Annotated in this window: 26 protein-coding genes and 1 riboswitch; of the genes, 10 read left to right on the top strand and 16 right to left on the bottom strand. The window is 35.0% G+C overall.

The window, feature by feature from the left end:
- Positions 1 to 451: 451 nt before the first annotated feature.
- From LIS78_RS30830 to LIS78_RS30820, 4 genes are all read right to left on the bottom strand, one after another.
- Positions 452 to 727: an endonuclease domain-containing protein gene (locus tag LIS78_RS30830; RefSeq protein ID WP_286676989.1), complete on the bottom strand. Its 276-nt coding sequence runs from the start codon at positions 725 to 727 to the stop codon at positions 452 to 454.
- Complete coding sequence (locus LIS78_RS31580; protein WP_286676988.1) at positions 723 to 854, bottom strand: hypothetical protein; 132 nt, start codon at positions 852 to 854, stop codon at positions 723 to 725. Before LIS78_RS31580 ends, LIS78_RS30830 begins: the two co-directional genes overlap by 5 nt.
- A 146-nt stretch (positions 855 to 1,000) precedes the next feature.
- Positions 1,001 to 1,222: a hypothetical protein gene (locus LIS78_RS30825; RefSeq protein WP_252285811.1), complete on the bottom strand. Its 222-nt coding sequence runs from the start codon at positions 1,220 to 1,222 to the stop codon at positions 1,001 to 1,003.
- Positions 1,223 to 1,475: 253 nt separating this feature from the next.
- Positions 1,476 to 1,649 carry a hypothetical protein gene (locus tag LIS78_RS30820; protein ID WP_209152223.1) on the bottom strand — a complete coding sequence of 58 codons (174 nt, stop codon included), beginning with the start codon at positions 1,647 to 1,649 and terminating at the stop codon, positions 1,476 to 1,478.
- A gap of 520 nt (positions 1,650 to 2,169) precedes the next feature.
- On the opposite strand from LIS78_RS30820, the gene LIS78_RS30815 reads away from it, so the two are divergent.
- From LIS78_RS30815 to LIS78_RS31575, 4 genes are all read left to right on the top strand, one after another.
- Positions 2,170 to 2,469: a hypothetical protein gene (locus LIS78_RS30815; RefSeq protein WP_252285810.1), complete on the top strand. Its 300-nt coding sequence runs from the start codon at positions 2,170 to 2,172 to the stop codon at positions 2,467 to 2,469.
- A gap of 12 nt (positions 2,470 to 2,481) precedes the next feature.
- Positions 2,482 to 3,615 carry an FtsK/SpoIIIE domain-containing protein gene (locus tag LIS78_RS30810; protein ID WP_252285809.1) on the top strand — a complete coding sequence of 378 codons (1,134 nt, stop codon included), beginning with the start codon at positions 2,482 to 2,484 and terminating at the stop codon, positions 3,613 to 3,615.
- Positions 3,612 to 4,307 (top strand): hypothetical protein, encoded by a 696-nt coding sequence (locus LIS78_RS30805; protein WP_252285808.1) that lies wholly within the window; start codon positions 3,612 to 3,614, stop codon positions 4,305 to 4,307. Before LIS78_RS30810 ends, LIS78_RS30805 begins: the two co-directional genes overlap by 4 nt.
- A 299-nt stretch (positions 4,308 to 4,606) precedes the next feature.
- Positions 4,607 to 4,795 (top strand): aspartyl-phosphate phosphatase Spo0E family protein, encoded by a 189-nt coding sequence (locus LIS78_RS31575; RefSeq protein WP_286676987.1) that lies wholly within the window; start codon positions 4,607 to 4,609, stop codon positions 4,793 to 4,795.
- 518 nt (positions 4,796 to 5,313) lie between these two features.
- On the opposite strand, the gene LIS78_RS31680 is transcribed toward LIS78_RS31575, so the two are convergent.
- Entirely contained in the window at positions 5,314 to 5,694 is a 381-nt protein-coding gene (locus tag LIS78_RS31680) for a UPF0715 family protein (protein ID WP_350495087.1), read from the bottom strand.
- 324 nt (positions 5,695 to 6,018) lie between these two features.
- Here LIS78_RS31680 and LIS78_RS30795 point away from each other — a divergent pair, with 324 nt between their 5' ends.
- Both LIS78_RS30795 and LIS78_RS30790 read left to right on the top strand, forming a co-directional pair.
- The gene (locus LIS78_RS30795; RefSeq protein WP_252285807.1) at positions 6,019 to 6,399 is read left to right on the top strand and encodes a hypothetical protein; all 381 of its coding nucleotides are present in this window, start codon (positions 6,019 to 6,021) and stop codon (positions 6,397 to 6,399) included.
- 277 nt (positions 6,400 to 6,676) lie between these two features.
- Positions 6,677 to 6,822, top strand: a riboswitch (cyclic di-AMP (ydaO/yuaA leader).
- A 141-nt stretch (positions 6,823 to 6,963) separates the two neighbouring features.
- On the top strand, positions 6,964 to 8,793 hold the full coding sequence (locus LIS78_RS30790; protein ID WP_252285806.1) for an APC family permease: 1,830 nt from the start codon (positions 6,964 to 6,966) through the stop codon (positions 8,791 to 8,793).
- A 101-nt stretch (positions 8,794 to 8,894) separates the two neighbouring features.
- Here the strand turns inward: LIS78_RS30790 and LIS78_RS30785 are convergent, their stop codons facing one another.
- Complete coding sequence (locus tag LIS78_RS30785; RefSeq protein ID WP_252285821.1) at positions 8,895 to 9,284, bottom strand: carboxymuconolactone decarboxylase family protein; 390 nt, start codon at positions 9,282 to 9,284, stop codon at positions 8,895 to 8,897.
- A gap of 108 nt (positions 9,285 to 9,392) precedes the next feature.
- Here LIS78_RS30785 and LIS78_RS30780 point away from each other — a divergent pair, with 108 nt between their 5' ends.
- Both LIS78_RS30780 and LIS78_RS30775 read left to right on the top strand, forming a co-directional pair.
- Positions 9,393 to 9,776: a MerR family transcriptional regulator gene (locus LIS78_RS30780; protein WP_252285805.1), complete on the top strand. Its 384-nt coding sequence runs from the start codon at positions 9,393 to 9,395 to the stop codon at positions 9,774 to 9,776.
- Positions 9,777 to 10,014: 238 nt separating this feature from the next.
- On the top strand, positions 10,015 to 10,431 hold the full coding sequence (locus tag LIS78_RS30775; RefSeq protein WP_053488624.1) for a VOC family protein: 417 nt from the start codon (positions 10,015 to 10,017) through the stop codon (positions 10,429 to 10,431).
- Positions 10,432 to 10,809: 378 nt separating this feature from the next.
- On the opposite strand, the gene LIS78_RS30770 is transcribed toward LIS78_RS30775, so the two are convergent.
- Entirely contained in the window at positions 10,810 to 11,160 is a 351-nt protein-coding gene (locus LIS78_RS30770) for a winged helix-turn-helix transcriptional regulator (RefSeq protein ID WP_207372720.1), read from the bottom strand.
- A gap of 123 nt (positions 11,161 to 11,283) precedes the next feature.
- Between LIS78_RS30770 and LIS78_RS30765 the strand changes: the two genes are divergently transcribed.
- A complete protein-coding gene (locus tag LIS78_RS30765; protein ID WP_252285804.1) occupies positions 11,284 to 11,910 on the top strand; it encodes a nitroreductase family protein in 627 nt (208 codons plus the stop codon).
- 41 nt (positions 11,911 to 11,951) lie between these two features.
- Here the strand turns inward: LIS78_RS30765 and LIS78_RS30760 are convergent, their stop codons facing one another.
- The 3 genes from LIS78_RS30760 to LIS78_RS30750 all read right to left on the bottom strand — a co-directional run bounded on the left by LIS78_RS30760 (position 11,952) and on the right by LIS78_RS30750 (position 13,838).
- The gene (locus LIS78_RS30760) at positions 11,952 to 12,443 is read right to left on the bottom strand and encodes a DinB family protein (protein ID WP_252285803.1); all 492 of its coding nucleotides are present in this window, start codon (positions 12,441 to 12,443) and stop codon (positions 11,952 to 11,954) included.
- 252 nt (positions 12,444 to 12,695) lie between these two features.
- Positions 12,696 to 13,247: an NADPH-dependent FMN reductase gene (locus tag LIS78_RS30755; protein WP_252285802.1), complete on the bottom strand. Its 552-nt coding sequence runs from the start codon at positions 13,245 to 13,247 to the stop codon at positions 12,696 to 12,698.
- Positions 13,248 to 13,271: 24 nt separating this feature from the next.
- The gene (locus LIS78_RS30750; RefSeq protein WP_252285801.1) at positions 13,272 to 13,838 is read right to left on the bottom strand and encodes an RBBP9/YdeN family alpha/beta hydrolase; all 567 of its coding nucleotides are present in this window, start codon (positions 13,836 to 13,838) and stop codon (positions 13,272 to 13,274) included.
- 270 nt (positions 13,839 to 14,108) lie between these two features.
- Here LIS78_RS30750 and LIS78_RS30745 point away from each other — a divergent pair, with 270 nt between their 5' ends.
- On the top strand, positions 14,109 to 14,531 hold the full coding sequence (locus LIS78_RS30745; protein ID WP_252285800.1) for a helix-turn-helix domain-containing protein: 423 nt from the start codon (positions 14,109 to 14,111) through the stop codon (positions 14,529 to 14,531).
- 253 nt (positions 14,532 to 14,784) lie between these two features.
- Here the strand turns inward: LIS78_RS30745 and LIS78_RS30740 are convergent, their stop codons facing one another.
- The 6 genes from LIS78_RS30740 to LIS78_RS30715 form a co-directional block, all read right to left on the bottom strand.
- Positions 14,785 to 15,012 (bottom strand): helix-turn-helix domain-containing protein, encoded by a 228-nt coding sequence (locus tag LIS78_RS30740; protein WP_165573079.1) that lies wholly within the window; start codon positions 15,010 to 15,012, stop codon positions 14,785 to 14,787.
- A 322-nt stretch (positions 15,013 to 15,334) separates the two neighbouring features.
- Entirely contained in the window at positions 15,335 to 15,895 is a 561-nt protein-coding gene (locus LIS78_RS30735) for a DUF3967 domain-containing protein (protein ID WP_252285799.1), read from the bottom strand.
- Positions 15,896 to 16,667: 772 nt separating this feature from the next.
- The gene (locus tag LIS78_RS30730) at positions 16,668 to 17,537 is read right to left on the bottom strand and encodes a hypothetical protein (protein WP_252285798.1); all 870 of its coding nucleotides are present in this window, start codon (positions 17,535 to 17,537) and stop codon (positions 16,668 to 16,670) included.
- Between the two features lie 22 nt (positions 17,538 to 17,559).
- Entirely contained in the window at positions 17,560 to 18,327 is a 768-nt protein-coding gene (locus LIS78_RS30725) for a ParB N-terminal domain-containing protein (RefSeq protein ID WP_252285797.1), read from the bottom strand.
- A 107-nt stretch (positions 18,328 to 18,434) separates the two neighbouring features.
- Positions 18,435 to 19,721, bottom strand: a complete 1,287-nt coding sequence (locus LIS78_RS30720; protein ID WP_252285796.1) for a replication protein — start codon at positions 19,719 to 19,721, stop codon at positions 18,435 to 18,437.
- Positions 19,722 to 22,546: 2,825 nt separating this feature from the next.
- Complete coding sequence (locus tag LIS78_RS30715; RefSeq protein WP_252285795.1) at positions 22,547 to 23,305, bottom strand: LytR/AlgR family response regulator transcription factor; 759 nt, start codon at positions 23,303 to 23,305, stop codon at positions 22,547 to 22,549.

The raw sequence follows: 23,305 nt of genomic DNA, 5'->3' as shown, positions 1-23,305 counted from the left end.
AAGTTGTTGTAAACATTATTAATTTGCTTTGATTTAAAAACCAATTGTTACGCGTATAAATTTCATATTCACATAATTTTTGTGATTCCTAATCTATTAATCTTTTATACTAGAAGTAGAAAATCAAAATTTGGAAGATCAGATTAAAAAAGATCTAGGAAAAGTTTATGAAAATCTATAACTTATATACCATTCTTAAGCCAAGGAGAAGTAATATCAATCTCGAATTTAAAAAACGATTATCGATGTAGACATGTCTACATCGATTAAAACCATTTAAAATAAGAACTTTTTTAAAAGAAAGACTTGATAAAATGAAAAAATGGCGGGCTTTTAAGAGTATGCCAGAGCAATATATAGGATTACAGGAAGTCAAATGTGGCATGAAGAAGAGTATCTAAGTATAGAGGACTATATAGTAAAAAGAGAAGGTTTCTACCCTTCTCTTTTTTTAATTCAATCTTGTTTTCACTCTTTTTAAAACTTGAGGCATACGATTTACAATACTGTTGCCACTGATCCGCACTACTTTATATCCTTGTTTCCTCAAATAAGCATCTTTCTTTCGATCATGAGCCTTTTGCGATGGAAAAGAATGAGACGCTTTCCCATCGCATTCAATCGCAAGCTTACCTATTACAAGGTCAATTCGATAAGGGCCACATTTTACTTGTGTTTGGACACAATAGCCATTTAGTACCAACGCATTATATAAACGTCTTTCAATTGTTTAGAATGGTTCTATTACCTAATTCATTACGTGTCGTTTTGTATATTCCATGACTTCTTTCAGCAATTCGAGAATTACCATTCTTCGTTGGTATTTTCTCTTTTTCGTGAGCTTGATCTGGCATAACAGTCACCTCCTATATATTCGAGTTGAAATATAAGAAGTATGAGGAAAGGTACAGAAGTAAAAAATAGTGCTAAAATGAATGACCAGTTAGTTCTATTTACTAAAAAAGGGGTCAACCCTTATAAATGATCTTAATTGTTGGATTTAGCAATTCCCGGCGTGTTGAGTTACTGATGCTCCAATACGTCCGCCATGGTTTGCATAATTATGTGCATCTGCTAATGATTGAGCTTCTGTTTTAGTTGCATAACATCTAGACCTCCAATGTGGTGCACAAGAAGTACAATATGCTACAAATGAGGTTAATACTCTAGGTTCAGCTACAGCAGATTGTTCAATTTGTTCATTTGAATTATTTATTTCCATGCTAATACACCTCCCAATCATTTCTTTTCCCTATCAACCATTTTAGAAGCGATTGACTGTACATAGAAAGTTATTTTAGAAGCGTGGCTTTCTTATTTGGGTTATGGACATTCAGGTTATGCAGAACTTGAACGATGTTGCTCCAATAAGCAATATCAAAATAAAAATGAACAAATCCAAGCTGAAATTTTTGTTCCCATCATAGAAGAACAGACAAAGTAAAAAAAACTTAAGTTCTGTTCTATAGTTTTTGCTATTTCTTTTTTGAAGAACGATAAACCAAAAAGGCAAACATTGATAGCAATAACACAATCACTATTAGAACAAACCACAAAGTGGCATAAGATAAATATTTATATAACATATCATATTCATTCGCAAGAGCAGCGTGAAATAAATATTTATATAGCTCTTCATATTTATTCATAGCAATCACCTCACTATTTAGATCTTTTATTAGTATTAGCTGAAAACAAATAGAAATATGTAATTATTTATTTCTTATTTACCTTAGTGATTTTAAATTGAATTCTATTCCTTTCCTTTCCTTCTTCTTTAGATGTTGGAACATCTTTCAATCTCTCGTCCATTTCATGAAAAATATAAGCGACTAGGCTAATCCCCAACATATAAAAGCCCAGCACATGTTACATAACTACCTCCCCCTTACCTACTGCAGTAAGGGTTCTTTTTTATTTTTCGATTGGACAGGCAAGCTTACTGCAGTAACTACATAGTATCTAAAGAATTACAACTTCGTTACCTAATCAGTATCTAGTTCATTATCGCTACCGCGTTAATACAAGCTGTATACGCCTAGTGAAGCCCTTCATGGAACCTGTAAGGGAGCTGAGCCGAAGAGGCGAAGGGGGCGACCGGATGCGTCGAGCTAAAATAATGCATACATGAAAGGCAAAAAAATTAAAAGAATGAAAGAAGGTACCAACATGAGAAAAACAAAAGGATTTACCTTTCGAAATATCTTTCCTCTACCACACAAACCATCTCTCACGAGACCTCGTCCCTTCAAGGCGTATTCCTTTGTCCCTTTTAGCCCATTAGCCATGCTTGACCCCACTATTTTGACCATAGGAGGCATTGTCTTAGGAATTGCCATCATTGAACAGATATTAGAGCGATGGGGTGTAATTGATCTTGTTGATCAGTTCGCAAAGGTGATGCGCTTTATCTTGCCTGTTACCTTCTTTAGCGCCTTACTTTACTTCTTTGCGACCTTTATGTTTTGAGGAGGAATGTTGATGTTTGAAAAACTAAAACTGCGTGGCCAATTGATTAAAGCGTTTCGTACGGCAGAGATTTACCGGGTGGTTAAACGTGGAGACCGTACCTCCTATCTCTTTCCGAAAATTCATCAAATCGATAACCATCATATGTACACTCGGTACGCCTTTTCTTTACTAAATGGGATCGATCCTGAGCTTTTAACGAAAAAAAGATGGGCCTTACGACAAGTATTAGGCAGCAACATCGAAATAAACGGCAGCCTGAAGAATTTTAGCATCACGGTTCATCATAAAAACCTACCTAAGATGCTTGAATACAAATATGAAGCCATTCATCCCCATATTGAGAAAATGGAACTTCCCGTATGCATTGGTCAAGATATCTATGGGAACCCTGTTTCATGGGATTTTGCTGATTTAGAAACCCTACTTATCTCTGGTGAAATTGGCGCAGGAAAAAGCAGTTTAATGCGCGTGATTCTGACCACATGGATGAAATATGCCTCTCCGGAAGACTTGCGTTTAGTGCTAGTGGATCTTAAACGAGCTGATTTAGGGTTATTTCACGGGATTGAACACGTGGATGCGCTTTGTTTTGAAGCCAAAGACATGCGAAAACCTTTTGCCTTACTTCGAGCTGAAATGTATCGCCGAGGTGATTTAATGTTAGAACATGGTGTGACCCATATCAGTAGGCTTCCGTTTAAGCTGCCTCGGATTGTCGTGGTTGTAGATGAGATGAGCATTATTAAGCGAGAAACAGACCTTGTAGAGATGATTCAACAGTTTGCCAGCCAAGGTCGTGCGCTAGGTGTTCACACCATTATTGCGATGCAGCGTCCGGATGCTGATTTATTAAATTCTGCGTTAAAAGCGAACTTACGAGTAAGAATCTCTGGACGACAAGCAGATGCCACAAATGCAAAGGTGGCAGGAGTACTTGGGGCAGAAGAAATCGATGCTGCAGCTAGGGGACGTATGAAAATTAAAATTGATGACGTGAAAGAGTTTCAAGCCTTCTTCTTAGATGAAGGAGCTTGCAAGGACATACTTTCTCCTTATAAAACTCGGGTAAAAGATCCTGAACCTCAACTGGAGGTCGTACCACAGTCTATCTTTGGACTATTAGAGAAGGAGGAACAGCGATGAGCTTTCGGCTATCTCAGCGTGATAAAGACATCATTGGGTTTATCCATCAGTTTCGGGCTGTAGATCGAGACTCATTAGTGGAACTGTTCTTTAAACAGCTGAAATCCCCTATTAATGCGTGTAATAGTGTCATGGTACGTTTATATCGGTTAGGGCTCATTGAACGCACCCAGCAGTATTCTCCGGCGGTCTATTTGCCCGTGAATGCGAAGATTAAAAAGAACTCTCAAAAAATATTACATTTCCTTTCTATCTTGGATGTCTATAAGCAGCTGTGTTCGTATAGTATGCCTAAGAGTGTCATTGTGGAAGATAAGCCTACTGGACGAAAGGGAGGCATTGAACCCGATCTCTTTTGTATCTTTAAAGGATCTCCGTTTTGGATTGAAATTCAACGAAATCAGTATTCTGAGCAGAGAATGCAGGGGAAGATTCATTTATATGAGGAATTCTTTTTTTCGGATGAGTGGAAAGCGTTGCACTGGCAGCCAGAAGAACGGTCACCTATCTTCCCTTCCGTTATTTTGATTACACCTGTTCGTTATGCGGTGTCTTCCGACCATGTTCGTATTATACAGGTAGCAAGCATTCATGAGTTAATGGAGAAATACAAAGGCTCAGGTAAGCAGCAAAGAGAGGCAAAGCCAAGAACATCAGCTTCTTTAGGTGGGATTAAAATCAATCTCACGTAATGACGACCAACATAAAGAAGCTGCCTCAATGCAGGGAATGAAGCAGCTTCTTGGATGTCACACTCGTTGAAATGTGAATGTTACAGTAATTAAATAATACCAAATTTATGTAAAATTTTCTATATTTTTATGGAGATTACAAAAAGAAAATGACTATTCAAACCCTTTTTCCTGGATTTTGACCCTTTAAGTACGCATTATTAACCATACCCCACCTTTGTTTTATATTAGGTGTTGAAATAGAAGGATAATACATTTATTGTTAAATAGGTTGACGAATTGACACTTTTAGTAAACGGGTGGGAGAGATATTGCAGGAAGATAAGGGTGTTCTAAAACAAACTTTACTTATAGAGATAGAAAAGGCCAAGGAGAATATGATTCAAGTGGCACGAGAAGAAGGTATAACCAGTGAAAGTACACTTCAAGTCAGTCAGTCCATTGATCAATTATTGAATGAATTACATAAGGTAAGCTTAACAAAGTAAGTATTTGTTTCTTTATAAATAAAAAACAATCGCTTTCTCTCCGCATTGGCCTAGCATGAGAAAGCGATCGCTTTTTAGTAAGTGGTGATTAACTTACTAATCGACTTGTAAATTATAAATAATTTGGATAATAAAGTAAAGATATTTTTATACCTTTACTCACATGTAAAAAGCTACCTCAGCAATAAGCGAGATAGCTTTTTAGTAGGAATGCTAATTATAAAGTACCAAAATATAACCGCGAGTAAACAATAGCACATTTTTCCTTAATGGATATTTTTGGATGAATCGGCATATGTATAAAAGGTAGTCTTTTTATACGCCTTTTCTTCACACACACCTGGAGAGATCACCGTCATATCAAAAATGTATAAAAGGCTACATATCCGATTAGAGGCACCCACAAGAGAACCCTTTTCCTGTAAGGGTTCTTTTGCTTTCTTGGTTCCTTGAAGAGGTATTATGTAAACTAATTTTGTATAGCGTATACAATTATTAACTGACTTCAAAACCTTTTATTAGCTAGGTTTTGACACCATAATATTGCACCAAAACCAATAAACAATTGATGTACTAACTATATAAATGTAAACCTCAAAGTTTTTTATAAATGGAACAGGATTATAAGTTAAAGTATAAAAAATATAGTAAACGATAGAAAATATTAATAAATAGCCCAGTAAACTTATTATACTAAATCTCGGTAACTTTTTAATTATAAGTAGAGATGTAGGCAGCCCAAAAACTGTATATAAAATGAAGTACACTACTGTACTTATAATCATACTGAATGGCAATGTAGGTGAAATAAGATCTTTAACTCCGTATTCAATAATTAAATACAATAAAGATAGACAAATTGAAGATAGCAATATAGACAATACATATCTTTGAATCATAATATCCTCCGTATTAATAAAGTATAAGGCTAATGGAATACTTATCCTTTTAACCATTATAGGCTTTATAGTCGCATCAATGTTTTTAAAGTAAATTAATTTTATAAAAAAAGAAGAACACCAAATTAAATGTTCTCCTTTTTTATGGATAAGTACTTTAAAATCAACTCTATGAAGATTGGATACTGATAAAGTACATTATGGTAACTAAACCTGAATAAGATATACATACAACATTAATATCAAAAGGACATGTCCCCTTCAGAACAATTCTAAAGGGGGCGTACCTGAAATATAAATATAAGTGAAAGGAGTGAGATAATAATGCAAGCAAGTACCTTTTTAGGACTATTTTGGGGATGGACGACGGTTATCGTATCGGGAATACTTTTCATACGTCCATCGGTACTACGTGAGCTGAAAAAATTAGTGGTTGAAGACAGAGGATTTGGGATTATATACGGCTTGCTATCTATTTTCTTAGGGTTAGGAACTGTTATCTTGCATAATGTATGGGCACTCAACTGGCAGGGATTCATTACACTTATTGGATGGCTCTCACTACTAAAGGGAATTTACGTAATTGCATATCCTGAACCATCCAAGAAAACCGACTTTGAAGTACGGATACTATCTACGCGTATAGCACTTGCTATCCTTGGTGCTTTGGCTTTATGGATACTTGTAGTAATCTATATGAAATAATCTGTAATTCGAAATAGTGACAAATCCAATAATCGTAATTATGGTGCTACAAGATGTTGCTTTTATATAGTATGGCTCACGTACAGTTCTTAGGGGATTAGGGGCAGCGATGCCCCTCGCTTACCCGACTTAACTGGATTTCGAGGACCTGATAGTCACCAAATAAAAAACTAAGAATTCTTACTGATTTCAAATGTTTTTTTGTATATTCTCTCTTTACAAACGAGTTTTACAAGAGTATATTGTTTGAAGTAAACTTTAAATTTTAATTTCATATTACCTTGTATCGCTTAATCTGTAAGGAGTGGGGGACCCATTTTGTTGTGCATTGTCACTTGGGGTGAATCCTTCTAAAAGAAGGTAGGGCTACTCTAAAGGCCCGAATCCGACAGCTAACCTCATAAGCGTTTGTAGAGGAGGTTTGCTTTGATTTGTCTTGAAAAGAACACTAAGCAGAACCTTAGTGTTCTTTGTTGTGTTTTTTTTTCGATACAGGGAATGATTAAGTTAAAGTTAAGTAAGTTTATTTTCTTTAAATTGTTAGCTATTCCAGGAGGAAATGTTGTGAAGTATTCAGTTTTAAAAAGAGTATTAATAGGAAGGCCACTTAAAACAAAAGAGTTAGGGGAGCAAAAATTAAATAAGATAAAAGCACTTGCTATTCTCTCGTCTGACGCTCTTTCATCGGTAGCATACGGCCCGGAACAAATTTTAATTGTTTTAGCTACCATTGGTATGGTTGCCTATTGGTATTCGATTCCCATTGCGATTGGGGTACTTATTCTCTTAACGGCATTAATTCTTTCTTACCGTCAAATTATCTATGCATATCCTCACGGCGGTGGAGCCTATATTGTTTCGAAAAACAATTTAGGAGAGAATCCAGGCCTAATCGCGGGCGGTTCACTATTGGTAGATTATATTCTAACAGTAGCTGTAAGTGTATCAGCTGGAACCGATGCCTTGACATCAGCTTTTCCTGCACTACACAGTTATAATGTGATCATTTCTTGTTTGTTAGTTATTTTTATTACGATTTTAAACTTAAGAGGTGTAACAGAATCTGCTTCTGTTCTTGCTTATCCAGTTTATTTATTCGTAGTTGCATTACTTCTTTTAATAGGAGTAGGAATGTGGAAAGTAGTAACAGGACAGGCACCTGCTGATTTACATGCATCCATTGGAACCGTAGTTCCAGGCATTAGCTTATTCCTTCTATTAAGAGCTTTCTCATCTGGATGTTCAGCACTTACAGGTGTGGAAGCTATTTCAAATGCAGTGACTAACTTTAAAGAACCTGCTGCCAAAAATGCAGTTAGAACGCTTACTGCCATGGGAATTATTCTTGCTGTATTGTTTTCAGGAATTATGTTTTTGGGATACTGGTATGGTATCGCACCTAAAAGTGAAGAGACAGTCGTCTCTCAAATTGCTTCTCAAGTGTTTGGAAGAAACGGTCTCTATTTCTTTGTTCAAGGGACAACAGCATTAATTTTAGTTCTTGCAGCCAATACAGGCTTCTCAGCTTTTCCATTATTAGCTGTAAACCTTGCAACCGATAAATACATTCCACGAATGTTTACCATGCGTGGAGATCGATTAGGATATTCAAATGGGATTTTAACACTTGGTATTGCATCCATTGTGCTTATCGTTGCATTTAAAGGGCAAACAGAGCAACTTATTCCTTTATATGCAGTTGGGGTGTTTATTCCTTTTACGCTTTCACAGAGTGGAATGATTGCCAAATGGTTAAGAGAAAAACCAAAGGGATGGCAAGTTAAGTTAACGATTAATTTAATTGGAGCTATTATTACATTAACCGTATTACTTATTTTCTTTACGACAAAGTTCTCACAAGTATGGTCCATTCTCATTTTCTTACCTCTAATTGTCTACTTGTTCCATCGTATAAAAAGGCATTATGACGCTGTAGGAGAGCAGCTTCGCATAAAGCCGGGTGACAAGAAAGTCTTAAAGTTAGAAGGCAATGTCGTCATTATACCAGTAGCAGGGCTGACAAAAGCCGTAGAGAACTCAATTAATTATGCAAAAGTAATTGGAGACACAGTCATTGCTGTTCATGTGGCATTTGATCGGGAAAGTGAAAAGAGAATGGAAGAGAAATGGAACCAATGGCAACCAGATATACGCTTAGTTACTTTCTATTCACAATATAGAAGTTTAGTAAGACCTCTTTTGCGCTTTATTGACACGGCCGAAGAGAAAGCTACGGAAAGTAATATGAGTGTAACGGTATTAATCCCTCAGTTTATTACAAGGAAAAGCTGGCACAATATGTTGCACAATCAATCAAGCTTATTATTAAAAGCTCATCTTCTTTACCGTAAGAATGTAATTGTAACTACATTACCTTATAAATTTAAGAAATAAAAATAAATTTAATCCCTTCAATTTTGCTTATTTGAAGGGATTTTTTGCTTCTGATAATGTTGATTATGTTAACTACAAATGTATATCTTGTACATATAATTCTATTTCACACTTATTGTTAAATCTCTTTCTTCAAAAACTTGTTTGGCAACGAAAATTGCATTTAGAACCCTAGGAAAACCAGTATACGGAATACAGTGAGTAATTGCTTCTACTATTTCGTTTGGAGTGAGTCCCACATTCAGAGCCGCATTGATATGAACATTTAATTGTGGTTCACATCCTCCTTGTGTTGTGAGTGAGCTTATGGTTACAAGTTGCTTTTGTTGCAGGTTAAGCCCTTCTCTTGTATAAATATCTCCAAAAGCAAATTCAATGACGTATTTTCCAAGATCAGGAGCAATGTCTTTTAATGATTCAATTACTCGTTTTCCACCTTCACCATCTACCTCCATTAACTTTTTCCATCCATCTTCGTAACGTTCATTCATCAATTGAATCTCTCCTTTTGATTGAGTTATTTTATTTATAAATTAGATATTACTCTTTAGAGCGCGCTCTAAGGCAAGCCCTTTATCTCTCGTGTTATAATCATCAATATGGAAAAATTATTCAGTATTCAAGAAGTAGCAAAAATGACAGGGCTTTCTACACATACTTTGCGTTACTATGAAAAAATCGGATTAATAAAAAATGTGCAAAGAGATCAAACTGGGTATCGACAATATACGGACTTTGATATAGCGTGGATTCATTTTTTAATTCGATTACGTGTTACAGGTATGCCAATGCTTAAAATGAAGCAGTTTTCTGATTTACGACAGAGAGGAGATTCTACTATAGTTTCAAGAAGAGAATTGTTAGAGGAACATTATAAAGATGTCTTAGGGAAGATAGAGGAATTAAAGTTGAACTCACATAAAATTGAGGAAAAGATAGAGTATTATAAAAAATTAGAGATAACGCAGAAACAACATTCTTAATACATCTTTATAAAAAAGACCTTGAAGGATACTTCAGGGTCTTTTCTTCCTAGAAGGCACATTATGGTAACTAGTTTTGCATAGAGTATTCGCCTGTTTATTGAAGATCTTATTAGGCAATCGAGCCATTTTCTTGAATAAGGGAAGGAATTAATCGTAAGTAAATCGAAGTCAATCAGAAGATGCTATTTAGTTGAGTATCAAGACATACTACTCAACATTAAGGAGGAAGTCGATTATGAACGACTCACAGACATTACGAGGGCTCACCACAATTAGTTTTTGGACGGATGATCTAGCAGCAGCAAAGAAGTGGTATGCCGAACTATTGGGTATCGAACCATACTTCGAACGTCCAGGATATGCCGAGTTTCGTCTCGGCGATTACCAGCACGAACTGGGCCTGATCGATAGCAGCTATATGCCCAATAGTTCAGCGACCGGACCGGCCGGTGCTGTAGTGTACTGGCATGTCGATGATGTAACAGCAACTTTCAAGAAGTTACTGTCTATGGGAGCGAAAGAGTACGAGGCACCCACGGAGCGCGGCGAGGGGTTCATCACTGCGTCCGTGGTCGATCCCTTTGGAAACATCCTAGGCATTATGTACAATCAGCACTATTTGGAGGTTCTGGGTTCGACCAGAAAAGCGTGACCCTAGCAGTCGGCATTCACAGTTCACCGAGGCTTGGAAAGTAGCAATATTTGTGCAGTGGCTGTCTCGATTTATGTTTTACTTACCCCAACTGTTCGGTATACAACTACTATTCTGAAGACAAAAAGCATTAGAAAAGTGAAAAGGCAAAAAGGACTTCACGGGGTAATATTAGTAATGGACTATCCGAGAATAGGGCACTTTAATTGAATAAGCAGCTAAAAGGACCTTTTAAACGAAGGTCCTTTTTCAGTGCCGGTAATCTGCCTTATGTTAACTAAGTTTGTATATGGCATACATGTTGATTACTTTCTAGATAAGTTGTCGAAATGTATTGCTTCCGAATTATGAGGTGGGGTTATTAGCTGAAGTTTGCCTTTATTTATGACTACAACAAATTTGTTGATCTCTATCTATATCTTTTATAGTTGCATAAGTGTTACCCCATTCACACATTGTATTTAATACTGGTACAAATGATTTTCCTAAATCAGTTAGGCTGTATTCTACTTTTGGAGGTACTTCTTTAAATATTTCTCGTCGGACAAGACCGTCTTTTTCTAACTGTTTCAGTTGATCTGTTAAGACTTTTTGTGTAATTCCAGGTATTAACTCGTAAAACTCTTTTGTCCTTACTGATTTTTGACTCAAGAAAAAGAGGATTAAACATTTCCATTTTCCACCTGCAACATTCATAAAAATGTTGATTCCCGTATTATGCTTAACCATGTTCTGTCCCTCCCCAATAGGCACTTAAAAGTGGCTATACCACATTTTTGTGCGTTATTTTCTTATTTATTATTGCTTATTATAATTAAAGGAGCAATAAATAAAAATTTCGGAGTTGATATAATGAGTGTAAAAAAGATTTTGGAAAAAAGACGTTCAGTTAGAAATTATGATTCAAGTTATAAAATAAGTTCAGAAATTATAACCTCATTAATTGAAAGTGCGAGTAAGTCACCCAATGGAAATAATATTCAAGCAACTCGATACTTAATTATTGATGATTCGGACTTGAAAAATTTATTGCTACCTATAGCTTTTAATCAACAACAAGTGGTAGAAGCTTCAACTTTAATTGTTATGTTGGGTGATTATCAAGCATTTGACAAAGATAATATTATTAAGATACATGAAGAAGGCTTTCAGGCAGGTTTTTTTGATGAATCGCTAAGAGATTATCTTGCAAATGCTGCAATAAAATATTATGAAAATAAATCAAATGAAGATCTAAAGCTAGAATTAACTAGAGATGTAAGTCTCGCGTCAATGTCATTAATTTTATTAGCAAATGAAGCAGGTTTTGAAACAATTACTATGTCAGGCTATGACTCTAAGAAATTAAAAGCAATCTTAAATATTCCTGAAAGGTATTTAGATGTTATGCTTATAGCTATTGGTAAAGGTACTAAAGCCGGTCATAATACCGTAAGGCATAATGTGAATAAGGTAATGTATAGAAACAAAATAATTTAATGTTGCTATAATGGAATAACTGTAAAGCTAATGAAGGTTTTTTAAAAGCTGCGTTTCCCTGCCCAAGCTCCTTGCATTTTACTTAGGAATACAATTTGCCCAATATGATATGCATCGTGCAATGCTAAACTTTTCAGTTCAAGCACTAATGATCTTTCTCCAGGGATCTGTCTATACAGATCTTCATGTTCTGATTTTGCTAGTATTTTTTCAAGTTCACGATGAACATAAAAGTATTCTTGCTTTGTTTCCTTCCAATTTTGAAACGTCTCAGTTGGTAATCGAAATGTAGATTCATTATCTTCTGCCTGTGGTTCATTCGCTGTTTCACCAAGAAATCGCATGAGAAGTCTCTTTTCATAGAAAAGTAAATGACAAACTAATTCCCAAATGGAATTCATTCCCCCATCAACTGGTTTCCAAGTAGCCTGTTCAAAAGTAATATCCTTTAGCACTTTTTCAAGTGGTGGAAACCAGTCTTCTTTATCTAAGCAGCTTGCCCATTGTTGTAACAAAAGTGTCTTTACATCCATTTTCTATTCCCTCCATTTCTGCATCCTTCAATCGTTTTATTAGTCACTATTACTATCTTATTTGGACTTAAAAAGGTAAAATCCTTCTAAAAAAGCCACTCTTTTAGAGTGAATTAAGTGATTAGAATATTATTAATGTCTCCTTTCAAGATTAACCTTAGGCTCACCAAACCACTTTATAATGGCGAAAAAGCCTTTGTGGATATAGACAAAGGCTTCTCATATTTATAGACACAATGAGGAATACTCTAGCTAGTTAAACTTGATAGATGAAATGAGAGAATTCAATACCGATTTTAACTGTTCACTCGTTGTAGAATCTAAGATTTCGATTTTATTATTGATTTTGGTTCCTACAGCACCAATTTGTAAAGTGCTTTCTTTTGGGATTTTCGCTTCAATCATCTCTAATGTAAGTAAAATAGACTCGTGAGCTTTATCTCCACCTGATCTATGTGAAGAAGCACTAATAACTGCTACTGGTTTATTCACAAATTCTCCCGAAGATACAATCCAGTCAAGAGCATTTTTTAGGGACCCTGGGACTCCCCTAGCATATTCTGGTGTACATATTATTACACCATCAGCTAATTTCAGTTGGTTACGTAAGTCCTTAACAGGATCAGGAGGACTATCAGTATCTATTTCAGGATTGAAATGAGGAAGGTGTTCCAATCCTTCATAAAATTGAAAATCAGTATTTTCAGGTCTTAGATTAGAAACAGCATACAAAACATTTGTGTTAGAAGAATTTTTACGCAAACTGCCTGAAATGGCGAGTATCTTTATTCTGTTTTTATCCATGCTATCATCCTGCTTCCTCGTTATTTATACGGTTTTCATCATATTATTTAAAATATCATAAACCAATTGGAAAGTAATGAAACCATCATCTTCTAGAAAATGACCACCCTTTTCAACAGGATAAAAAGATGCATCCAATTGTTTGGATAAATTTTGGCTTAATTGAAAAGGAACAATATAGTCGTCTTTTGCAGCAATAACAGCACGTGAATTAGTTGCAGAAATTATTTTTTGATAATCCACTTTTTTAACTGTAAAGGGATCTAGTGAAGGTAAAGATGTTAATCGCTCAGAAAAGCCAGAAACAAGAATAAAGCCTCCAAAGCCTGGTAACGGATCTAACTGTTCTAGATAGTTTAATAGTATAATAGATCCCAAGCTATGTGCTACAAAATAAGTGTTGTTATCTAAATTCTTTATTTTATTAGCCAATGTTTTCAACCATTCTTCCTTCTTGGGGTCAGACGAATTTGGCATGTGAAGAACTGAAACTTGATGAGCATCTGCTAGTAATTTTTCTTTTAGCCAAGGAAACCAATGATTAGATGGTGAGGCTCCGTATCCATGGATAATATATACTTGTTTTCCCATTGTTACTCCCCTTTTCTTTTTATAGATGTAAAAACAGTATATTACTAATCCAGGTCTATATGGTAGAAGAAACACCTGAATGAGTAGTTAAAAGGATCTTTTTCAGTGCCGATAATGGTAATTATGTAAAGTTGATGTGTATATTGTACGATTTCGGAAGCTATTTCTATAATTTATTCTCTGTTAACCAATGGTTTACACGGTGTTACCAAGCGTTTGTGGTATTTTTACCATAAATGTTATAAAGTGGTATACAAGGAGTGAGCGTATATGGAATTGGGAGAACAGTTACAAAAGTTAAGAGAACAAAAAAATATGTCTAGAGAAGAATTAGCTCAAGAGATGAACGTATCTAGGCAGGCTGTATATAAGTGGGAGAATAATAAGGGATATCCTGATATTGAAAACCTTATTAAGTTGAGTGATTTATACAATATAACGTTAGATGAATTAATTAAAGGTGACCGTTCTTTTCAAAAAAAAATAGTAATAGATGAAAAAAAGAATAACATCGATGATTTATCTGATCCTGGTTTTTTAGTTGGTATCATTCTTGTATTTGTAGGATTATTTTTAGATTTAGGTACCTTTTCAGCAGGTATTACAATATTAGGTTTCTTAATGATGTTTCTTTATGAGGATTTTAAAAAAATGTTGTGGACTATAAAAAAGGATTTTAAACAAGAAAAGTAAGAAAAAGCCTTTAGCCTCAGTGTAAAGGCTTTTTTTCTACCGATAAAAAGTTTTATGTTAACTAGAAATGAAGATATATGTTTATATAGCCAGTTTAGATTATGTTTATTTTGGATAAGAATAGAGATGTCACCTTCCGAGGGTTGACTAGTGACAGGCAGGCACGGATCAATGACCTTCTATTAGTTAGTATAGAGGGTCATTACGTTTAAATGCAGATGATAATAAGTAAAGGCACAATTATTGTGCCTTTTTATATGTCAAAAAAATCTTTTGGATGTTTATTATTGTCTACTTTCCTCACAGCGTTCATAACCTTTTTTAAAATGTATGCACTAGGTATGTAATTTTTATCGTTACAAAGCTTCCAAACTGTATTTCTAGAAACTTTACTCTTTGTAGCAAAATCTGTTTGCTGAATTCCTTCTGAATCAAGCCACTTTCCAAATTTGGACCTCTTAGGGTTTTTCCACCATAACATTTTCTACGCCTCCTCTATATTAGTAAAATGGCCAAATTTGGGATTATATAATCAAATTTATTCAAATTTATTCATATTGTACAAGCTACCTATCATATGATTTAAAAAGAAATAGGAAAAAATCATCTTAATACCTATAAGCTTATAGAATATTGTCGATATTTTTGTCATAAACATATAGCATGAATACAGTTAAGACCGCCTTATACACTAATACATAATGGGCGGTCTTTGTTACGAATATGCTATAGTTTTAATATTATATAAAAAGATAATTTTCCCAATAAAAAAAGACCTCTTATCTATGGAGGTCTTTTTTGTTTCATTTCTTCCCAAAAAGTTTGGAAAGAAACCCTTTGGGATGTTCTGCTTTTTCTTCTGCGCTAGTTGCTATAAGCCTTTTTGTATCCTGAAGCTCTCTAATAGCACTTGTTATCTGGTCATCTCTTTTGTTAATACTTTCCGTTATGTACTTTGTTTGCTCATCCAGACGCGTAATTAATTCACGGTTAAAACGTTCTATCCTATCTAGTCGCTCATCTTGCTTTTTTACATGTTCTAAAATAGCAGCTACATCATTAGCAGAATAGATCTTTTCACCAGCATTATCCTCGTTCTTTTGTTCCTCACTTGGATCTACTTCTGTAAATTCAGTAATAACTGTATTCACGGCGCTATCTAACGTCATAACGCCTGCTTGAGTTAGCTCCACTATCCTTTTTAAAGCTGCAACATCCTTTTTCGTAAAAGCTCTTTGCTGTTTATCATTACGCTGAATATTGTATCCTTTTGCTTCTAATGCAAGTGCATATTTACGAATAGTAGATGTTCCAATCCCTACCATATCTGCTGCCTCGCCCGTCCAATACACTCTCTCTTCCATAACAAAAACGCCCCCCGTTATACCTCGTTTTACTTTTCTAATATTAAATGAAATAACCTTAATATATCAACGAAAATTAATTAAAACGGCGTTATGCGGATAGCGTTACGCCTAAAGAGATAGGTTCTGCAAAGAAGATTATCTTTATTTTTAATGCATTTTTTTGTAACTTTTCTACCCTTTGAGTTCTTACTGAATATTTTTATAACACTCTTTAGTTTCCACTATGTCTCTTTTTATGAGAAAAGTATATTAACTAGAGTTACAACTATTTTTATATAACGCCTGCCAGTATAATGCGTTATATAAACTTCTACAATTAAATAAAAAAACCTTTAACAAAAGGTTTTTTTATCAAGAACGCCACCATACGCTATGCGTTATGCGTTACATGTAATCCTTCATTCACTTATATTTTCAGGGAGTTAATAAAGTTTTAAATAACGCTATTCGCTACATAGCGTTTTATGAAGGGTCATACGACCTAAAAAACCTTCATATAAAAAGGTTCGTTTTATATAACGCCGTCATACGCATAGCGTTATATGAGTTTAACTCTAGTTAAACTCAATTTAAATTTCGAGAGTTTTAGTGAAACCAAGATTACTATACCTGTTTTTAGTTAAACTAAAGTTGAACTTAAATGTAATTAAGTACTCATAAGCAATTTGCATATAAAAAATCTCTGCATAGAGTACATACAGAGATATTTAAAAACTATGGTACGTTTATAAGATATTGCTTTTTTATTTACACCTTTAAATCAAATTTTTTAGTTCTTTGAATGTAAATTAGAAAAGACAATGCGCTCATTTGATAGGTATGTCTTTTCCTTTGAGAATAGCTTTAATCCCATAATATCGGGATGAACCTGTACAGTGACGGAACGATAATGTAACCCGTGAGCTTCTACACTAGGAGAATCATTGTTGAGTTTCTTATTGTACTCAGGTTTGAAATAATTGATTAGAGCTGCTTCTGTTGCGTCTAAGATTTGATTATTTAATTCTAGAGGAGGATTCTTTGTGATCTCTTGTAGTTGAGTTAGATCTTCGTCCTCACTATCTATTTCCTCTAATAATTGTGATTTGAACTCTAATAATAGAAGGGCTAGATCTTTTTCTGGATATTCACGTAAAAGATCTGCTTCTAACTTCTGTAACGTAGGATCAGACATTAACTCTTCAGCAGGAAGACGTTCTCCATTTTCTCCAAATGCCTGCCCAATATAAACGATCTCTGTATCTAGGTAATACTTTGAATGCTCACGATAGACTTGAAAAAGACTTAACTCGATAACACCCTTTTCCCACCCTGTAAATACCATTGCTTTACGTGGCTGCTCATATTCAAATTCAAATTCCCTGTGATCAAATCCTGGGATAACACTTGGAAAGACGGAAACGTCAAGCGTCTCCCTTGAAGTATGTTCGCCTGTTCCAACAATGACATCAAAACGTATATAATTTTCAAAGAATTGGACAGAATCTTCATCTATACTTAATTTTGGGATAAGAGTAGCCACGTAAATATTATATCTTCGATCATCTGGCGATAAATGACCTAAATCATAGGGGCAACATAAGGTTAGATGATAAGCCCATGTTTGCAGTCCAAACTCTGACATATAGTTGGTATTCATAGCTGCCTCCTTAGATATTACGTTATTTTTGATATTCATAGACAACCGGAACTTTGTCCATTTTCATGGTTTTGGCCACAATATAACGACGATAGCCATCTTTTAATACCTTCGATTCTTTCTCAATCGTTAACGGCTTGTCAAGGTGTCCTGTACGCTTCACAAATTCAATGACTTCTTCTGTTTTCACAGGGTTTGGACGTGTCTTTAAGAAGGCTTCAGGAACGATAATTTCATCAAAATTCACGATATCCTGTGTCCCTTTTGGCTGAGTAGGTAGCTGTTTCTGTTGTGATGCAGCCTTTTGCTCTTGAACAGGCGTTTCTTTCACTTCTGGCTGTATAGTTTTAGCTTCTTTTTCTACAGTCTGAGAAACAGGATCTTGTTTTTCTTCCTGCTTGGTAGCTGCAACCTCTTGTTGTGCCTTAGAAACCTCTTGTTTCGCTTCTTTTTTATCTTTTGAATCATTGGCTTCTTTATCATTTTTATTCGGGAGAACGGTAATCTGGAAGCAGATAATACCAATTTCCCCAGGGCACTCGTCAATGGGAATATCTAACGTTGGTTCCCCTTGAATTAAGATTTTTTCATGCATAATACTCTTTTTTGTCAGTCCTGTTTTATTAAAGGCTTTCTTCGCAACAAACACGGTATACGAAATAAACGTACTCTTCTTCAGACCTTTAGGCGCAGATGGAGAGCCTTTTTCACGCATATCAAAGGCAACGTAGCGATCGTATTCTCGTAATGGACCTGTCGCAGATCCTGTTAGTGTCATTTTATGTGGCATCGTGATCTCCTCCTACATAGATTTATATATTAATTATTTAGAACATATTTCTAAATAATAATACCCTAATTAAACATCAGCTTCTAAGGGGTTTCTTCACTTTTTGATTAAGAAACTGAGCCTTTTAACTGGTCCTGTTGGTGCAATAAAGCTTGTTCCTCTGGTGTTAAGGCTTGTCCAAGATCTTGTTTCAGCTGCGCCATTTCTAACGAACTGTATGTCGTACTGTGCTCTTGAAGTAAGCTTTCTTCTTCCGGCGTTAGTTCTTGCCCTAAATCTTGCTTTAATTGAATCATTTCAAGCTGTTGATCCAGAGAAATAGCAGTTTCTTGTGTGGACTCTTTTTGCTTCTGTTCAGCTTTTAACCAAGCAGGAACCAATTCCTTACGGATGATATGTTTAGGCGTAAATAAAGCTGCTGTTTCAGCTTCAGTATGTATGTCTGACTCAGATGGTTGATCTTCTGTATTTCCTTTTAGTAGATTGGTAAATTGATTGTAAGCAATTTGATAAACAAGACGGCACATTTCATCCAGTGATAGGGTAGTACCCTTATGATTGGCCTCATGAACATATTTATCTAAGCCTACAATGGCTGTATAAGCGACTTCATGAACTTGCTCTTTGACAATCTCAATCTCTGTATCTCGTTTTACAGCTTTTGCAGCATTTTGAATACGCGCATAAAAATCTTTTAGTTGATGACCATATTTACTTGCGTACACATTATTTACTTTTTTAGGCACACCTTTGATATAAGCAAATGACTGTGAAGCAGATATTAAATGATTATTTAAATGATTTTTAGGTAAATCAAGGTTAATAAAGGGGGACGATGTTTTTTCGCCCTCAAAGCTTGGTGTATCAACGTTTTCAGCACTTTCTGGACTTGTCACAGGAGTTGTCACAGGAGTTGTCATTTCTTCTTGTTGAAGCGTTTGAACACCTGTTGTGTCATGGTCAAAAAAGATTTCCTCACAAATTTGATCAAAATTCGTATGGCTTTTAAGGATAAATACATAGCTATCAGGATGAGCACCTGTTGTATCTTCTTTGATATAACGTGCCACGATCATAAACGGTGTTTCCTTTAATGATTTTACAAAGCGAGAAACGGTACTTTGGGATACCTCAAATTTTTTCATGAGTGTTTTTGAGTGAATGGCTTGAATGCCTGTAGCAACAAGGTTATAAATCACGTAATCTAACATTTCCATACGTTTTTTAGGGAATACTTTATGTAGAGCTACTTGTTGTTGTTTAAAGTAAGTACGAAGGGTTTCTAAAAACGCTTCTTTCTTTTTACGAAGGGTCGGTTTTTCTTTCCATAACCATGTGAATCGTCCATTGAAGGTATTTACATCTTGTAAATAGCAGGTAAAGAGCTTTGTCATTTGTTCATCTTCTCCTTTTGGGAACACAAAAAAGACACTGTCTCCCTTATGAAAGGAAAACAATGCCGTGATTTTGATGAACTAAGCCCTTGAAATAGATGTCAATTTCGTATAAAATAAAGCCATAAGTTTTATTTTATAGAAAAACTAAAACCATTAACAAGAGACTTCGACAAGTGTTTTTCCTACTGTAACTAGGAGGAACGGTTTAAGAGTGCGAGTACACTACTTAAACAGTTGGAGTCTTTTTTCTATCCGCACGTTTTTGTTAGTTTTATTATAGCGTTAAGTAGTCTCATAATTCAATAAAAATTAGCAAAATATATCAAAACAAGTATATTTAGCTATGAGTGATTCTATATTACTGCAGGAATCACCTTTATCATATATGAGTTTTTTAGAGTAGGGGAGGGGAAAAAAATTTCATCTCCTCAAGTATTCTAAAGTATGTTATGATATTTAGTTTTTATTATCTTTGGAAATTTAATGAATTAATACAACTTCAATGGTAATAGTAAATAATCATTCTGGGTAGTGCCATTTTTTATAGTCCTTTTTCTAAAAAGGGACTATAAAAAATGACACTATGCAAAATTCCAAAAGTATGATATAGGCAGCTTCTTCTTATAAATGTAGAAGCTACTTTTTTTATTAATATGTAAGGGGGAAATGGTCCTATTGGAAATTTAGGAGCCCCAAGTGGTGAGCGTACTTATGAGAAAATTAGTGCAGTTCCATTCTTTTTTTGTTTATATTTGAATCTATTACAAATGTCAGATATAGCGTCGCCAGGATATCTAATTTTGTTTTTAAGCATGTAATCTTGAATGTATTAATATGTGACTATATCGAGTGAAATCATCCGGCCTTTCTATTCATCATCCCCATACTTCCTCATCAATTCTTTTAACATATCATTTAAGTTTTCCATAGAAATTACACAACGTTCCATCGTCTTACTTTTGACTTTAATTAAATTTTTAAGAGGCCCTTCTCGGTCGAATTGTTGATTAAAAATAGCTAATGTGTGAACCTGATTCTTTGAAAATTGCTGTCATGATTGATCAGGTTTCTTTGCTTTCTCATCAATTTTTTTAACAGTAGTAGAATCAACATTTCTTATTTTAAGTTCCATATTTTATTTGAAATTCCCAAAATAGTGGTGCCCTTTTAAAAATAGAGAGAAGAGCATAAGGGGTTTTTGTCCCCACAGGCTGCGTGGAGTTAGGCAGAGCCTAACAAAATCTTGGGTACAAGGAAATGTTTGCAAGAACCCCCTCAACGCACCCTCAAATTGCAGGACAGTCCCTTCACCGCACCTTCAGTGATCACAACATTTGTGCTAGAAACCCCTTCACCGACCCTTCATAGTTGATAAATGTCCCCTCAAGGGCCAGTTCATTTTGAAGTGTTTTTTTGAAAAAATAAGACAGAAGCAGGCGGTTTTTTTTATTTTTTTCGCATGTTCATGATTAAAATAGCCATTTGTTTTTACTTACAATATAAGTGATTTATGCGTGCTCTTTTATCATTTATGAATGGATTTTTATTCTATAAACAATGACTGTTCTAAAAACATGAAGGTTCACAGGCCATTAACATTTATCTTTTCACGTTCACATGAGTTAGAAAAAGCCTTTGTCAAAAAGGGAATGGAAAACTATGGAAAATCTGATGCGGAATCACAAATTGCGATGAAAAAAGACGTGATTCAATCGAGTGATGAAAGCATTCAGCTCTATGAGGATGAAAAAAAAGTTTACAAGAAAAGCTCCAAAAATCGAATGAAAAGTAACAAGATTTAACCATGAAGTGAAAAAAAAGGTGTCGCCACAGACTCGCCAATGTGTCGCCAGAAAGTCGCCAGACACCGTTTTTGAGTCGCCAGAGAGTCGCCACTTTGAAGGTTTCGGTGATATCACGATTTTGCTAGGCTTTGCCTAGCCTATCACGCCCTGTGATAGCAAAAACCCCTTATGCTCTTCTCTCTTTTGTATTAGGTAACCACAATTTACAGGAAAGGAACAAATGTAATAGATATAATAATACGAAAGATAAGTACAACTGCAATGAAAAAGATTGATGAAATGACAAAAGAAAAAAGATCTCTCGTCAGGAACTTTTTAAAAGGTTCGTTCGAAAGGGGGAAAGGAACTGAAAAGGCCCCCTTCTTTCATATTGTGGAGTAGAGGGGAGATCGGGTGAAAGAACGAAAATACGTCAAGGATGTTTTACTATCGCCACATGGGACTTTTATCGTTCAAATGATGCAACCCATTTAATCACTGAAACACTTGGAAAGACATTGCTTACCAGCCATTTCAATTCTCATTTGCCACTGTAACTTCAGATGGAACTCCATATGTTACTCCAATTGGGTCACTAATACTCAGCGAAGATGAGCCAAAAGGTTTTTTATTTTTAAATTTTCACTCCCAAAATGTCACGGGAGCTTGAATATAATAATCGGGTCTGTATTTTAGCCGTTAATAGTAGTAAATGGTTTTTGTTACGATCGATTCCTTCTAGAAAACTCAAAACACCTTTAGGGGCACGATTGCCAGGAACCCTTGGGGGAAAACGGATAGTAATTAAGAATGTGATTTACTCTTTAGGGGGGAATTTAGGATTGTTAGGGCGTTTTTTAAATGGATATAATTTTTGTATGAAAACCCTTGATAGGTTAAGTTTAAAGGATCTTCTTTTGAAGATCCTTTAAAGCTTACAAAGCTAGGAACTTTAAGGAAACCGGTTCCCTATGCTTCTATTGATAGACCCTTGTAGTACAACCCTCCCAGCAGACCCAATTGATCATAAGTATGTTGCTAAAAAGTGGCTTTTGCACGAGAACCAATTTTATTGTTTTTATTTTTAATGCAAAGGTATGTATATAAACTTGGAAGGTATGTTTTACTTAAATAAATAAAAGAGGACGTGTGATTTAAGTAAATTATATATGATTGACCAGAAGGATCAATTCGCTTTATGTATTTAATATTGACAATGTAGCTTCGATGTGTGCGCACAAAAATATCATGATCTAACCGTGCTTCCATTTCTTTTAACGTTTCTGAAGTTCTAATTACTCTCACCTTTTTTTCTTCAAATACATAAACTGATGTACATTTATTTTCTGAAGCAATGTACATAATATTTTCATAATTAACTAACTCTAAACTTTTTCTATTCTGAATAGCCAAAAATTGCATCCTTTCTTTTTCTTTATTGAGATAAAGATCAATTTTTCGAAAGCAATCATAAAATCTCTCGTAATTAAATGGTTTAATTAAATAGTCTACCGCATCAATTTCAAACGCCTCATAAGCGTATTCACGGTAACCAGTAATGAACACAATAGCCAAGTGGGGAAATTGAGCATGTGCTTTTTTGGCCACTTCAATTCCACTCATATTAGGAAGGTCTATATCTATAAATAATACTTCTGGTTTATTTCTCTGTATTTGGCGGAAAGCCTCTTTGCCGTCCCCTATCTGAGCAATAACCCTATAACCGTTACTTTCTATGAATTCACAAATACTTAAACGTAAATCTTTATCATCTTCAGCTACCATAGCCCGATACAT

Source organism: Priestia megaterium (assembly GCF_023824195.1).
Lineage (GTDB): Bacteria > Bacillota > Bacilli > Bacillales > Bacillaceae_H > Priestia > Priestia megaterium_D.
The sequence above is the reverse complement of the archived record's forward strand: the minus strand, read 5'-3'. Positions and strand labels throughout refer to the sequence as shown.